Raw genomic sequence first — 16,363 nt, 5'->3', positions numbered from 1 at the left:
GTTCGTGGTGTTCGCTCCCATGGATTCACGTGATCAGCCACCGAACGTTCGTGAAAAACAAGGCTGGTGAAATGTGAGGTGACGGGTTGAGTGCTTTTCCGTTGTCTCGGGCTCAGCTCGCGCTGTGGTTCGCGCAGCAATTGAGTCCGTCAACTCCGTTCGTGGTGGCTCAGTACGTGGAACTACGCGGACCGGTTGACGTCGACGCGCTGATCGAGGCAACGAATACGGCATGTCATGAATTGGAGTCGCCGTTCGTTCGCCTCGTCGCTACCGATGCCGAGCCGGCACAGGTCGTCGATCATTCGATCGTCGACGATCTCGCATACCTCGACTTACGCAGCGACCGCGACCCGGTTCAGCGCGCGAACGAGTGGATGACAGCGGAATACTCACGGCCACTTGACGTGATGTCTGACCGCCTGATCTCGGCAACCTTGCTTCACCTGGCAGATGAGCACTACTACTGGTACTCGCACGCCCATCACCTCGTGCTCGACGGACATGCGGCGATGACACTCACCGCTCGGGTGGCCGAGCGCTATTCGCATCTGGTTCATGGCAAGACGCTGACTCCTTTCGGTGGTCTCGGGGTACGTGCACTGCATGACCTCGACGTCGATTACCGATCCTCGTCGCGGTATCGATCGGACGAGCAGTACTGGACGGAGATGTCCGAAGGCCTGCCCCGCCCGGTTCGCCTCGCCGACGGCGCCGGCCTGACGTCCATGCCGCAGCGCATGATGGTGCGGACACTGAATCCAACTCTTGCAAAACAGCTTTCGGATGTCGCGACCGAGTGGACTACCTCCGAGGTGGCGGTCCTCGTCGGTGCATTCGCGTCCTATCTCGGTCGCATGACTGATTCCGATGACGTAGTCCTCAGCTTGCCGGTGTCCGGCCGCACCACGGCGACGTCGAGACGTTCAGGTGGGATGCTGTCCAACATCGTGCCTGTTCGTGCGCAACTCGAACGGGATCTGTCGCCACGAGAACTGGTGCGTCAGATCTCGGTTCAGATGACCGGTGCACTACGCCACCAGCGATTCCGCTACGAGGACATGGGCTTCCAGGAGGGTCAGGGCGGATCCCGTGAGGCGGCGGGCCCGGCCGTGAACGTCATGATGTTTCACGAAGCCATTCGGCTCGGCGACGTCGTCGGCGAGTTTCACGTCCTCACATCCGGCCCCACCGAAGACCTGTTCTTCAGCATCTATCCGTCGATCGCGGGGGAGAACGTTCGCCTGTCCTTCGAAGCCAATCCGCACCTCTACAGCGAACGTGACCTGGCGATGCATCATCGTCAGTTCGTTCGGCTACTCGAGGGGTTCCTCGACTCGGCTACCCGTGCGCTCGGTGACCTCCCCATCCTCTCGACGGACGAAGTGAAGGATCTGGTCCCCGCGCTGGGTCCGCGGACGGACGGATTCGCGACGCTCGATTCGGTCATCAGAGGCGGCGCAGGGCAGGGGAGTGCTGTCGCGATCCGCGAGCAAGGTGTGGACGTCACTTACGACCAGCTCGGCGCTCGCGCGGATGCACTCTGCGCCTTGCTCGTGGAGAACGGAGTCGGACGAGGCGACGTCGTCGGGATCCTCACCGGGCGCTCGACCGATTCCGTAGTTGCATTCCACGCGGTAGTGCGGGCTGGTGCTGTCCTTCTTTACGTGGATCCTCAAACACCCTCCGAGCGTGTCGCTTTCATTCTCGACGACGCCGACGTGTCGGTTGTGGTCGGTGGCGAACTCGTGGACGTGCCGGCTTGGGTGTGCGTCGTTGATCCCAGTGGCGACGAGACCGTCGAAGGGCCGGTGGATCGACGCGTGGGGGCGGGTTCATCTATCGCCGACCTGTCTCTGGACGACACCGCCTACGTGGTCTACACCTCTGGTTCTACCGGGCGACCGAAGGGTGTCGCGGTCACGCACCGAGGCATTGTGCCGTTGCTGCGTTCTCACGCACGGCGTCTGAACATCGATAGTTCCTCCCGCGTCGCGCTCCTTGCAAACACATCGTTCGACGTGGCGATCCTCGAGATTCTGCTTGCACACGGCTGCGGCGCGACCGCAGTGATCGTTCCTCCCGGATTGATCGGCGGAGTGGACCTCGAAGACTATTTGCGGCTCGAAGGCGTCACGCACCTGAACTCGACGCCATCGGTTCCGTTGACGATGGATCCTCGGGCTTTGCCGGAACTTCGAGTCTTGAACGTCGGCGGCGAGCGACCGCCGGGAGCGCTAGTGGATGCGTGGTCGAGTCACGTCGACATCGTGAATTCGTACGGGCCCAGTGAAGCAACCGTCGCGGCATTCATGAGCGAGCCGCTCGAGCCTGGTGGTGATACTCCGATCGGGCGCCCGATCGACGGCGTTTCCGCTGTGGTGTTGGATTCGTCGTTGCTGCCCACTCCGGTCGGCGCCGCGGGGGAGCTGTACGTGATGGGACACGGACTGGCGCGAGGGTACCTTTCTCCGACGCTCACCGCGGAGCGTTTTGTCGCTGCGCCCTTTGGTGCCACTGGTGCCGGCGAGCGCATGTACCGCACCGGGGATGTCGTGCGATGGAACGATGCCGGTCAACTCGAGTTCTTGGGTCGCTCTGATCAACAAGTCAAGATCCGTGGAGTACGCGTCGAACTGGGCGAGATCGAGGCTGTGCTCCTGTCGACTCCCGGCGTTGCGCAAGCAGCGGTGGTCGAGCGATCCGGGTCGCTTGCGGCGTATGTGACCGTGGCCGAAGGTGCAGCTCATCCGTTGAGCCAGACGATGGTGCTCGATCATCTGGCTTCCCGACTTCCTCGTTCCATGCTGCCGAGTTCGGTGACTATTTTGGCAGTATTGCCCGTCACGAGCCATGGAAAGACTGACCGTTCAGCGCTCCCCGAACCGGCGTCGTCCGCGCCGGCCGAGCAGCGCGCGGCGGTCAACCGTCCGATCGAGTACGACGAGGAATTGATTGCCTCGGTGATGGCCGAGGTCCTCGGCGTCGGAGTTCTCGGACCGCACTCCGACTTGTTCGCCTGGGGCGGTAGTTCACTCGACGCCGTGTATGTTGCCGCGCGAGTGAGTTCCGCTCTCGGAAGACGGGTTGGTGTCAGGGACGTGTTCGGTGCCCCGACGCCGGCGCGCCTGGCCCGGGTGATCCGTGCGGGGCGGGCGGAGTGGATGGTGGAACCCCAACGCATTTCGGACGACCTCGTCGTGGAAATCGCACCGGCGCAACAACGCCTGTGGTTACTCAACCGTCTGGATCCCCAGTCGTCGGCGTACAACATTGCGTTCGAAGTCGCGTTCAGTGGTGCTCTGGATATCGAGGCGATGAGGGTGGCGGTAGGTGACCTGACCGATCGCCATCTCGTCTTGCGTACTGTTTTCTCGTTCGACCAGAATCACGACGCGTGGCCGATCCAGGTTGCGACCGCGACTCCGGTGACTCTGATCGAGGTTGCGTCCGAGGATTACGAGGCTGCGTCAGCGGATTTGGTTGCGGCGGGTTTCGACCTGGCGACCGATACGCCTCTTCGCTTGATCCTCGCCTCCGGCAGCGATGCCGACCACCGCATGACCGTGGTTGCCCATCACATCGCCCTGGACGGCCTTTCGTTCGCGACGATCGTCTCGGACCTCATCGCGGCGTACGACGCTCGCGCCGACGGACGGTCGCCGATCTGGCCTTCGCCCGCTCTCGACTACCGCGACTATTCCGCTTGGCACAGAACCATTCTCGGTGATCCCGCGGATCCACAGAGCTTGGCAGGACGCCAGCTGGAATTCTGGTCCGACACACTCGCCGGTGTTGATCCGACTCTGGCGCTTCCCGTGGACAGATCCCGCCGGCCGGACCAACCGTCGTCGGCTCGGGACGTGACGTTCGAGTTGCCCTCACCTATCCATGCGGCGCTGAACGAGATCGCTCGCGCGCACGACTGCACAACCTTCATGGTGTTGCACGCTTGCCTTGCGATCGCACTGAGCAAGATCACCGGTGCGTCCGATGTGGTCATCGGGACCCCGACCTCCGGACGAACGCATCCTTCGTTCGACGGTGTCGTCGGTATGTTCGTCGGGACCGTCGCGCTGCGAACCCTCCTTCGCGGCGGAGACACGTTCGGTGAGTTCTTGACTCGGGTGCGCGAGGTTGATGTGGCGGCCCTGTCCAATGCGGACGTTCCGTTCGACTGGGTGGTCGACCGTGCGGTCGGCGGGGGCGTAGGTGAGAAGAATTCCTTCCTCCGAGTTGTTCTCGCTGTCGATCCGGTAGCGCCCGACTCCGAGATCGCGATGGGAACTCTGACGGCGCACGGCACTCCGCTACCCCCCGTGCACCCTCGCTTCGACCTCGAAGTGACGGTGCGCGAGGATCGTACGATTGACGGCGACGCGAGCGGTATTCGCGGCACTTTCCGATATGCCGCCGATCTGTTCGATGCAGGCACCGTGCAGAGCTGGGTCGAGCGGCTTCGTCGAGTATGTGACTCGATTACCGAGAACTCGTCAATCATGCTGCGTGACATCGATGTTCTCAGTGTTGCGGAACGCGAAGAATTGTCGACTCGGGTGCCGGCGCCGTCGATTGTCGCGCAGTCGCTGCCTGACCTCTTCGGGGCCGTCGCAGCCCGGCATCCGAATGCAATCGCGGTGTCGAGTGGCGATACTCGCGTCACCTATGAAGAGGTGCGAGTTCGTTCGGAGGGCCTTGCCGCTGTCTTGATCGATCGAGGAATTCGAGTCGGTGATCGCGTGGCGGTCGCCCTGCCTCGATCGGTCGACCTCGTCGTAGCCATCATCGCTGTCATTCGCGCGGGCGCGACGTACGTACCGATCGACTTGCAGTATCCCGACGCTCGTATCCACTACGTACTTGCCGATGCAGGCCCGAAAGCGATTCTGTCGACGGACGAATCTGCTGGGCGGTTCGTTGGGTACGAGCAACTTGTCATCTTCGTGGACGAGACGACTGACGCTACGGCCGACTGGCCCGTTGCACAGTCGGAGTCCGCCGCCTACGTGATCTACACTTCCGGATCGACCGGAGCTCCCAAAGGCGTAGTGGTGTCTCAGGACAACGTGTTGGCGCTGCTCGCCTCGACCCGAGAGATCTTCGACTTCAACGCCGAAGATGTATGGACGATGTTTCATTCGTACGCATTCGACTTCTCGGTCTGGGAGATGTGGGGCTCGTTGACCACTGGCGGATCCCTCGTGATCGTGGACGGTGATGTCGCGCGCTCACCCGAAAGATTCGCGGATCTGATTGTGCGGGAACGAGTGACCGTTCTCAATCAGACCCCGGCCGCCTTCTATGCGTTGGCGGAAGTCACGCAGGAAATGCTGCTTCCGCTCCGGACGATTGTTTTCGGCGGTGATCGCCTCGACGCCGGCCGCGTGGAGGCTTGGTTCGATCGGCACCCGGACGTGCGGGGCGTCAACATGTTCGGAATCACCGAAACCACAGTCCATGTCACCAGTTTCGATCTTGTCCCCGGTGACGAGACTGTCTCGCCGATCGGATCCCCACTACCAGGGTTGCGCAGCTACGTACTGGACGCGTCGTTGAAGCCCGTCCCTCCGGGATCTGTCGGCGAACTGTATGTTGCGGGTCCGCAGGTGGCCGAAGGCTACTTGGGTCGACCCGCGATGACGTCTTCGCGATTCGTACCTGAACCCGGATTCGATGGATCACGGATGTACCGCAGCGGCGATCTGGTCCGTTGGCGAGCCGGCCGACTCGAATATGTTCGCCGCGCCGACGGTCAGATGGCACTGCGCGGTTACCGCATCGAACCGGGCGAGGTCGAATCCGCGCTGTTGGCTCACACGTCGGTGGAGCAGGCCGCGGTAGTGGTGAGAGAACTCGACAGCGGGCCGACTTTGGTCGGTTACATCACCCCGGGGAGCGGACACGACCTCGACGGCGTCTTGCGGACTGCTCGTTCGTTGCTGCCCGCGCACATGGTTCCGTCGGCTTTGATGGCGCTCGCGTCATTACCGGTCACGATCAACGGCAAAATCGACCGAGCATCGTTGCCGACCCCGGTGTCTCTCACGCAGCCGACTCGGCAGTCGCGAGACTTCTTCGAGCAGACAGTCGCAGCTATTCTGAGCGATTTGATGGAAGTTCCGCATGTCGATCCGGTCCGGAACCTCTTCGATCAAGGCGCCAATTCCTTGATCGCCACTCGTCTTTCGTCGCGTCTGAACTCCGCCCTGGGCTGTAACCTCGACGTCCGCGATGTGTTCGAGCACCCATCCGTCGATCAGCTCGCCGACATCGCTGCTGCGCGGATAGGTGTAGGGCGAACCGGCGCGGAGCACGCGTCTGACGTGTCCTTGGGGCCTCGTTCGGACAACACGGAAGTGCACCTGTCAGCTTCCCAGCATCGAATGTGGATTCTGAATCAGTTGGATACAGACTCCGCCGGATACAACATCCCGATCGTGCTGCGCTTGGCAGGCGAGCTGGACGTGGTTGCGGCCGAACTGGCAATTCGTGACGTGATCAATCGCCATCGCACTCTGCGGACCGTGTACCCGGTTGTCGGCGGCGGCCCGGTTCAGACGGTGCTCGACGCCGAGGATGCGCTTCCGGCCTTTCAGCTCGAGGCACTCGACGGCGGCGACGCCGAGAATTGTGTAGCAGAACTGGTGGGTTCGGGCTTCGATGTCACCGTTGATCCGCCCGTACGTGCGGCACTTCTCCAGGTTTCACCTGTCGAGCACATCCTGGCTGTCGTCGTCCATCACATTGCCGCCGACGCTCGATCACTCGAATTGTTGGTCCGCGACTTCACTGCGGCGTACATCGCCCGCTCGGCGCAGCACGCTCCGCAGTGGTCGCCGCTCGCGCTCGAATACTCCGATTACAGTGCATGGCAAAGGGAATCGGGGATTCCCGAGACGGTACGCAGCTACTGGATGCAGGCTCTCGAAGGACTTCCCGAGCAGGTGACGCTTCCCCTCGATCGTCCACGTTCGACGTTCGCCCGTGCGTCGAGCTGTCGGGTGGAGATCTCAGGTTCGGTACGAACGGGCCTTCAGACACTCGCACGATCGAACAACGCGACCATGTTCATGGTTGTACACGCCGCTCTCGCGGCGCTGTTGGCGAGGTACAACGGTAGCGATGACGTAGCTGTCGGCACTGTTGTGTCCGGACGCGTCACACCTGAACTCGACGAGCTGGTCGGCATGTTTGCCGGCACGATTGTTCTTCGAACCGAAGTCGATCCGTCGAACTCGTTCGGCCGGTTGGTCGAGCAGGTTCGTCAGCGTGACGTAGCGGCGTTCGCGCACGCAGAGATGCCCTTCGAATCGCTGGTCGATCTGATCGACCCACCGCGATCGCGTTCGCGACATCCGTTGTTCCAGGTGGCGCTCTCGTTCCGAACTGCTGAGACCGCCGCGTGGTCGATACCAGGGCTGGACATCACACAGATTGCTCCTGAAGTCAGGCACGCAAATTTCGATCTGCAGGTCAACGTCACGGACGAGGGGGTCGGGGGCGAACTCGGTCTCGAATTCGTCTACAACGCTGATCTATTCGATGATCTGACGGTATCGAGCTTTGCGGGCCGGTTCGAGCGCTTCCTGAATCAAGTGTCTGTCGACCCGAATGTCGCCGTAGGGCAAATCGACCTGTTGGACAGTGCGGAACGAGCTCTTCTCGTCCCCGCACACGGCGCGGTCGACCGGCCTGATCGATCTCGACTTTCCGGTACGACACTTGCCTCCATGCTGCGCTTCGGCGTCGAATCCGCCCCGGACGCTGTGGCGGTCGAGGGTGAGGGCAACACACTGACTTACCGGGAACTCGATGCCCAGTCGGATGTCGCAGCCGACGAGTTGCGCTCCCGGGGAGTTGGAGTCGACCAGGTCGCTGCTTGGACTGCAGATCGGTCGATTGCGTCGATCGTGCAACTGTGGGCAATCGCGAAGGTCGGTGCAGCTCCGGCATTGACGGACCCGGAACAGCCGCAGGCGCGAGTACGCGATGTCCTCGAAACACTGGGCACCGGAGCGATCGGCGGCCGCAACGCTGGTGGTGAAGACGCTGGTGCTGAAGACGCTGGTGGTGAGAAAGTCACCGACTCGGTGCGCGAATATTCCGAGAACCTGGCGGCCTACGTAGTTTTCACGTCAGGAACGACCGGAACCCCCAAGGCTGTGGTCGTGACCAACGGCGGGCTCGGTGTGATCGCCGAAGACCTGCCCGGTCGATTCTCGGCTGGGCCAGGTTCTCGCGTATTCCATCGCGGAGCGCCAGGATTCGACATGACGTTGCTCGAGGTGCTCATCGCGAGTGCGTCCGGGGCCACGCTCGTTCTGGCGAAGAACGAAGAACTGTTCGGCTCGGGACTCGCATCAGCACTGAGGCGCGAGCGAATTACTCATCTGTGCGCCACACCTACTGTCGTCGCCTCGATCGGCGATCCTTCGCTGCCGGACCTTTCCACGGTGATGTTCGGGGGCGAGCGACTCGGCGGCGCGTTGGCGAAGCGCTGGCAAGCCGGACGCCGAGTCATCAACGGATACGGACCTGCCGAGTCGACGATGTATTCGCTTGCTACCGAACCACTGTCGATCGAACAACTGTCAGCTGACACTCACGACGGATCGATCGGGTATCCACTGGCCGGGGTCGACGCCGTCGTACTCGATGATCGACTCGAACCGGTGCCGCCGGGAGTCGTCGGCGAACTGTATCTCTCAGGTCGAATGCTCGCTCGCGGTTACGCCGGCCAACCGGCCCGAACTGCGGAACGATTCGTGGCAACCGGTTCAGGCGCCCGGATGTACCGGACGGGCGATCTGGTGATGTGGAAGCCGGAAAGCCCCAAATCCGAGGGAAATACGTATCGCCTGCATTATCTCGGGCGAACCGACGTGCAGGTGAAGGTCAACGGTGTCCGGATCGAACCGGGTGAGATCGAGGCAGTCATTCAGTCTGTCGCGAACGTCGACTTCTGTGTCGTCGGGGTTCGGTCGGCCGAAGGTGGAAGTCCTCTGTTGGTCGCCTACGTGAGAAGTTCAGGTGCCGAAAGAGTTGACACTGGTCAACTTCGCGCTGCCGTCTCAGAAGTCCTTCCGACGTACATGGTTCCGCATGCCATCGTCGACATCGAGGGCGAGCTTCCGATGCGGAACGGCAAGGTCGACTTCGCCCGTCTCCCGTCGCCGACACTGGATGCTTCCCGTGCCGAGGGGCCGGCCACCGCCACCGAACGTGTTGTAGCCGGAGCTTTTGGTTCCGTCCTCGGTGGGAATGAGGACGACCGCGACGCAGACTTCTTCTCGCTCGGGGGCAACTCGCTGTCGGCCGCGGAGGTTACCTCGCTCTTGAGTAGTACTCTGGGGCTGGTTGTTCCGCTCAGGACCGTATTCGAGCATCCAACAGTTGCGGCGTTGGCAGCCCGGCTCGATTCGCTCGAGCAGAACGACTCGGTGAACGATCTTGTCCGACTGGAACCGCGCCGCGACCCCACGCCCGCACCCCTGTCACGAAACCAGCGTGCGATGTGGGTACTGAATCAGCGGAACACGGCGAGCGGCGCGTACAACCTGCCGATCTGCATCGAGATCGACGGTGAACTCGACGCGGCCGCGCTGCGTCAGGCAGCAACGGATCTTGTCGGTCGTCATGATGTCCTCAGAACCCGGTATCCGGGCACTCCACCGGTTCAGGTCGTGGATCCTCCGACCTCCGTGACAATGGAAACGCGGCTGGTCGCCGACATCGAGGTCGAGGTGCTGCTGCGAGAGTTCGGCTCGCGTGGTTTCGATGTAGCGGCAGACCTGCCGGTGCGCTGGATGCTGCTCCAGGTGTCACCGGTCAGGCACGTTCTGGCAGTGAGCTTTCATCACATCGCAGTCGACGGGGTGTCGATGCGAACGGTGGTCGGCGACCTGCTGACCGCGTACGGCAAGCGACGAGCTGGACTGGATTCGCAATGGTCTCCGTTGCCGATCCAGTACGGGGATTTTGCCGCGTGGGAGGCAGCACGTGACGTTTCCCCTGTCGTCGAGCAGTTCTGGCGCCGAACGCTCGACGGTGTGACATCTGTGTCTCCGCTGACGGTGGATCACTCCGATGGCGGGCCGGATACCTTAGCGCAGCGAGTGAACTTCGTGATACCAGCCGTCATCACCTCGGCACTGCAGGCGCGAGCCGACCGATTGAAGGTCTCGCTGTTCGCGGTGGTTCATGCGGCGTTGTCGGTGGTGCTTGCCAAGCTGAGTGGAAATCCCGATGTCGTGATCGCGACAGCTGTCGACGGACGGCGGGCGCCTCAGCTCGACGGCGTGGTCGGCATGTTCGTGGATACGGTGCCTCTTCGCCTTCGGATCGACGGGGACGTGCCGATCGATCTTCTGTTGGGTGCAGCTTTCGATGCTGATGTGGCAGCGTTCGAAAACAGCTCTGTTCCTGCCGAGTTGGTTGGTGAGCTGCTCGGTGGACGAACTCCCCAGATTGCGCTGGGTCTGCAGAACTTCGCGATCCCTGCCGTGGAGGTTTCCGGCCTCACGATCGAGGCTCGCGAAATCGAGACCGCGACAACGAAGTTCCCCATGCATGTCTCGCTCGCACCCGCTGACGACGGTTCATTGACCGGAGCGCTCATCTATGCCGCGAGCGCATTCGATCCTTCGAGCGCCGACGCGGTTACCCGACAGCTGTCGAGAGTGCTCACCTCGATTGCCGAGGATGTACCAGTACTCGTTTCGGATCTCGTGGTGGGCGCGGCGCCCAGTTGGACTGCTGCCGAGGTCGATTCGTCCCGCACGCTGACCGAGATCTTCGCCGCCACCGCGGCGCGATTCCCGAACAACATTGCTCTCGACGACGGACACCGCACGGTGACGTATGCCGAACTCGACTCTGCCTCGGATGCCCAAGCCTGGGAACTGGTGGCCCGGGGAGCAGGACCGGGTGCCGTGTACGAGATTCCGGCGGTACGGACTATCGCGTACCTGGTCCGAATGTTGGCGATCTCGAAGACGGGCGCGGCATTCGTACCGATCGACCCCGACCTGCCGCCGGCACGTCTGAAGCAGCTGCGCACCGTCCTCTCCGATCGCAGCCCTGTTCCCGGTCGGCAGTATCCGGATTCAGTCGCGTACGTTGTTCACACGTCCGGGTCGACCGGTGAACCGAAAGGCGTTGCAGTCACACACCGAGGACTGGGCCTGCTGACCGACGATGCTGTCCGCAAGTACGGCGTGACTTCGGAATCGGTTGTGCTGCACGGTTACAAACCGACGTTCGATGCAGCAATCCTCGAGATGATGTTGGCGATCGGCGCCGGGGCTACCTTGGCGGTCGCTCCTCGGGAGGCTTTCGGCGGAAGGGCACTCGAAGAATTCGTCGCAGAACGCGGCGTCACTCACATGTTGTCCACTCCAGCCGTACTCGACACGATGGCTCCGGAGCGGTTCGATTCGCTCGAGGTGGTGGCAGTCGGTGGCGATGTGCTCTCACCTTCCACCGCGCGTGCGTGGAGTCGCCGCGCGCGAATGCTCAATGCGTACGGACCGACGGAATGCACGGTGGTCACCACTGTCGCCGAAGTGGATCATCGGGTCACCATCGGAGTCCCGCTCGCCGGAATCGGTGCAGAGGTGCTCGATACGCGACTGCGTCCGGTGCCGTGGGCCGGGATCGGTGAGTTGTACGTCAGCGGGCCCGGGCTTGCGATGGGCTATGCCGGAGATCCTGCCGGCACCGCCACGTCGTTCATCGCAGCACCCGGTGGGCACCGCCGTTATCGGACCGGTGATCTGGTTCATCGCCGCACGGATGACAGGCTCGGATTCGTCGGACGCTCCGACCGTCAGATGAGCGTGCGAGGAATCCGCGTCGAGCCCGCCGAAATCGAATCAGCTCTGCGTCGGTGCACGGGCGTCGAGGCTGCGGCGGTTGTCCTCGTCGACGACATCGCCGTTGCGTGCGCGGTTGGCGATGGTGTGGAGGCGGATCAGCTGACAATCGAGTTGGCCGCGATGTTGCCTGCGTATCTGATGCCCGGCCGCGTGGTCGTATTGGAGTCGATCCCGCTCACGACGAACGGAAAACTGGACGCAGATGCGTTGCGGCGCCATGTGTTCGAGAGCCAGGCGCCCGATGCAGCAGTGACGGTTTCGGAGGAACTCGTCACCGCTGTCATGTCGGAACACGTGTCCGGAAGTTTCGGCGCTCTGCACAACCTGTTCGAATCAGGTGGTGATTCGTTGGCCGCGGCAGCGGTGGCAGGTCGACTCGCCTCGATCTTCGCGCGAGATGTGCCTGTTCGCGCCGTCTTCGACAATCCGTCGCCGCGAGCGATGTCTCAGTGGCTGTCGGCGAGCGCGTCCGATGGCAAACGCCGCGAACTGACTCGACGTGATCCCGGCAAGCCGGCCCCGCTGGCGCCCTCGCAACAACGACTCTGGCTGATCAATCAGCTTCAGCCGGAATCGACTGCGTACAACCTGACGTTTGCAGCGGTCCTGGCAGACGACGTCGATCGTTCGGTCTTGAGCAGCGCGCTCGGCGACGTCGTCGATCACCATGCCGTTTTGCGAACTGTCTGTGTTCCGGGTGAATTCGGTCCGCAACAACTTGAAATGGACTCTGTTGCATTCGATCTCACTGCGGTACACGTCGGCGATATCCGTGCGAGCGCTTCGGCATTCGCGACTGCGCCGTTCGATCTCGAACGAGATGTTCCGTTCCGTGTGCGTGTGTTCGCCGAAAAGGCAGGAGTCGACTCTGCAGGACTGACGGTCCTGGTCATCGTTGTTCACCACATCGCGATCGACGGAGCGTCGATGGGCCCGATCCTGACCGATTTCGTGGCAGCCTTCCAGGCCAGGTCGGCAGGTCTTCCCTGGGATCGCTCGTCGGGGGAGATCAGCTACGGCGACTACAGTTTCTGGGCGAGAGAGAGCTTGGGTGACCCCGAGGATTCTCTCAGCATGGCTCACCGGCAACTCGACTATTGGTCGGACGCACTTTGTGGCGTCGAGGATGTGTTGGCTCTACCCGTCGACAACCCCCGGAGTCCCGTGTCTTCACGATCCGAGGAGATGGTGACGGAAGTCCTCGACGGCGCCACCTACGACGCGTTGTCGGCGTTGGCTCGTTCGCATGGCGTCACGGTATTCATGGTCGTCCACAGCGTGATTGCCGTGCTGCTCGCTCGCGAGTGCGTCACGGACGACGTCGTGGTGGGAGCAGCTGTGAGTCTGCGGAACGATCCGGCGCTGCTGAGCGTCGCCGGAATGATGGTGGGTACTGTCGCATTGCGCACGAGGATCAACTCCACCGATCGCTTCGCTGCTGTTCTGGACGAGGTTCGCCGTGTCGATCTGGAAGCAATGGCGAACGCGGACGTCTCGTTCGACGACGTCGTTGCGAAGGTCGATCCGCCGCGCAGGATGAACGAGCATCCGCTGTTCACGGTCATGCTGGCGTACCGGCGAGCGCTGGAGTTGCCGCAGATCGACGGCATTACCGTCTTCGACATCGACAATTCAGGGGCGTCGACCGGTTACGACTTGACGTGGGACCTGGTCGACACCGGTGACAGTCTGACTATTCGATTGCTGTATGCGACGGACAAGTTCCGCGAGTCGACCGCGGAACTGTTCATGCAGCGGGTGAGACGTATCGCCGAATCAGTGACCGCGGAACCCGAGATTGTGATCGGGGAGATCGAACTGCTGTCCGGACTCGAACGCTCGGCGCTGACTGCTGCGAATCCTCGCCACGTCGAACCTCTGACGATTGCCGACATTTTCGAACGCGCTCTGCGTCAGGCGCCCGACGGCGTCGCGCTGGAAGAGAACGGCAGACGCTGGACTTACCGCGACCTGCACGAGGAGTCGTCGCACTGCACACGCGAGTTGGTGGTCCGAGGAATCGGACCCGACGACGTGGTGGCCGTTGCGCTCGGGCGCGGGCATCTGTGGATCGTTGCGTTGTGGGCAGTAGCGCGTGCAGGCGCAGCGTGGCTGTCGCTCGATCCGGCGCTGCCGACAGCGCGCCGGCAGACGATGGTCGAGGAATGCGGTTCGGTTGTCGGTTTGACAGCGGGAGGTGCATCCGAGAGTTTGCCCGAGTGCGTCGAGTGGGTGGCGATGGACGAATCCCGCACTGCTGGTGGCGCTGCCGAGGTATCGGCAACGCCGGCTCACCCCGACAACCTCGCCTACGTCATCTACACGTCGGGTTCCACGGGAAGACCCAAGGGCGTGGAGGTTTCACACCGCGGAATCATGAACGTCTGCACCGCACACGCCGAGATCGCCGAGCTCGAGCGTGGCCCCCGAGTCCTGCAATTGGCGTCGTCGACCTTCGACGCGTCGGTGATCGAGATCCTTCTCGCGGCTGCAGGGTGTGGAACGCTGATTCTGACTCCCGACTTCGTCTACGGGGGAGAAGAACTCACGAATCTGCTGATAGCCGCCGACGTAACACATCTGATCGTGACGCCGACGGTCCTGGCGACAGTCGATCCGGATGCAGTGCAACCGTTGATCGTCGAATCGATGGGGGAGCCGCTCTCTGCGCGCCTTGCGTCGGCGTGGTCACCCCGACATCGCATCGTCAACGGATACGGACCGACCGAATCAACGATCGCGGCATCGATTTCCGCACGGATCACTGACGCGGACGTCACTGTCGGCACTCCAGTCCCTGGTACGACAGCATTTGTTCTCGATCAGAGGCTCCGACCGGTTCCGGATGGCGTTGCGGGAGAACTGTTCCTCGCCGGTGAGAATGTGGCACGGGGGTACGTCGCTTCCCCGGCTCTGACTTCCGAGCGCTTTGTTGCCAATCCTCATGCGGTGGGGACTCGGATGTATCGCACGGGTGACCTCGTGCGTCGTAGGCGTCACGACCGAGCGCTCGAGTACCTGGGTCGCAACGACGCGCAGGTGAAGGTGCGGGGTGTCCGCGTGGAACCGGCGGAGGTCGACGCGGCTCTGTCAAGCCATGGAGCAGTGGCCTTCTCGGTAACCGTTGTCTGTGACGACGGGCACGGATCCGCTGAGCTCCGTTCGTATGTGACGTTGGCGGAAAACGGTTCGGCGACGGAATCGGAGCTTCGCGGGTTCGTCTCCGGCCTGCTGCCGAAGCACCTGCTGCCTTCGTCGGTGACGATAGTGGGCGAGGTACCGTTGCTCGCTTCGGGGAAGATAGACGCAGCGGCACTTCCTGCTCCTTCACCGCAGCCAGGGTCGAGTGTGGATCGACCCATCTCGGATACCGAACGTCACGTGGCACAGGCATTCGAGGGCGTGACCGGCGCGATATCGGTCGGCCGCTACGACGACTTCTTCGAGCTCGGCGGGACATCGATGGGTGCAGTTCGAGTGGCTACGCGCTTGCGTGAGAGCCTGAACAGGGAATTCCCGGTTCAATGGATTTTCACCGACCGAACTGTGGCGGAGCTTGCCTCTCGGATGGATCTCGTTCATGCCGATGTCTTCGAGGGTGATTCGCTTCGTTCGGATCCGCTGGACACGGTCGTCATGCTCGGAGGCGACCCCGATGACCAACGGCCGCCGTTGTTCTGTGTGCATCCGGTCAGCGGAATCGCCTGGTGCTACGCCGGACTCGTCGGTCAGCTGCGGGGTCGACGGGTGTACGGCATCCAGGCAACGGGAGCAGGTGAATTGCCAGGCACGGTGGCGGAGTTGGCGTCGGGGTATGTCGATGCCGTACGGACGGTGCAGCCGTCGGGTGAATACCATCTACTCGGTTGGTCTGCCGGCGGAACGATCGCGCTCGAAATGGCGAGCCAGCTCGAAGAGGCCGGCGATCTGGTCGGTTCGGTTGTCATGCTCGACGCGCTGTTACCGGAGATGATGCCATCGGTACAAGCGGCTCCGAAACCTTCCGAACTGTTCGCGCAGATCGGGCTATCCGAGGTTGAAACTGACACTGCAGCACTGACTTTCACAGACGTTGCGGCAGAGATCCGAAGGCAGACCGGTATGGATTTCCTTTCCGATACGGTACTCGAATCCGTAGTGGGTCGGGTGGAAAAACTGTCGCGAATCGTTCGGGACCACACGCCGAGGCACTATTTCGGGTCAGTGGAACTGTTTGTGGCGCAGCATGATCTGCCTGAACATCGTCACCTGGTCGAAAGGTGGTCCGAACTGGTGGGGCCGTTGCGGGCGTACCTGGTCGACTGCTCCCACTCGGAAATGTCGAGCACTGAGGTGTTGGCAGAGGTCGCCCAAGTTCTCGTCGGCTATCTCGAAGGTGTCGATTCGGATTCGAAGGATCGCAATCATACTGGGGTGCAGTAGATCTAACGGGCCGGGACTTTGGTCCGGAATTGTCACTCCCGTGGTCCCCTTGCTTCAGTTCCGCA

At 62.3% G+C, this 16,363-nt stretch carries 1 protein-coding gene; it reads left to right on the top strand.

Translation table 11 applies throughout. The features are described from left to right. The first annotated feature begins 86 nt into the window (after positions 1-86). Positions 87-16,298, top strand: coding sequence for an amino acid adenylation domain-containing protein (locus ACVZUB_RS16700; RefSeq protein WP_482627546.1), 16,212 nt, complete (start codon positions 87-89; stop codon positions 16,296-16,298). The last annotated feature ends 65 nt before the right edge of the window (positions 16,299-16,363 follow it).

The organism is Rhodococcus sp. OS5 (assembly GCF_056837585.1).
The sequence above is the reverse complement of the archived record's forward strand: the minus strand, read 5'-3'. Positions and strand labels throughout refer to the sequence as shown.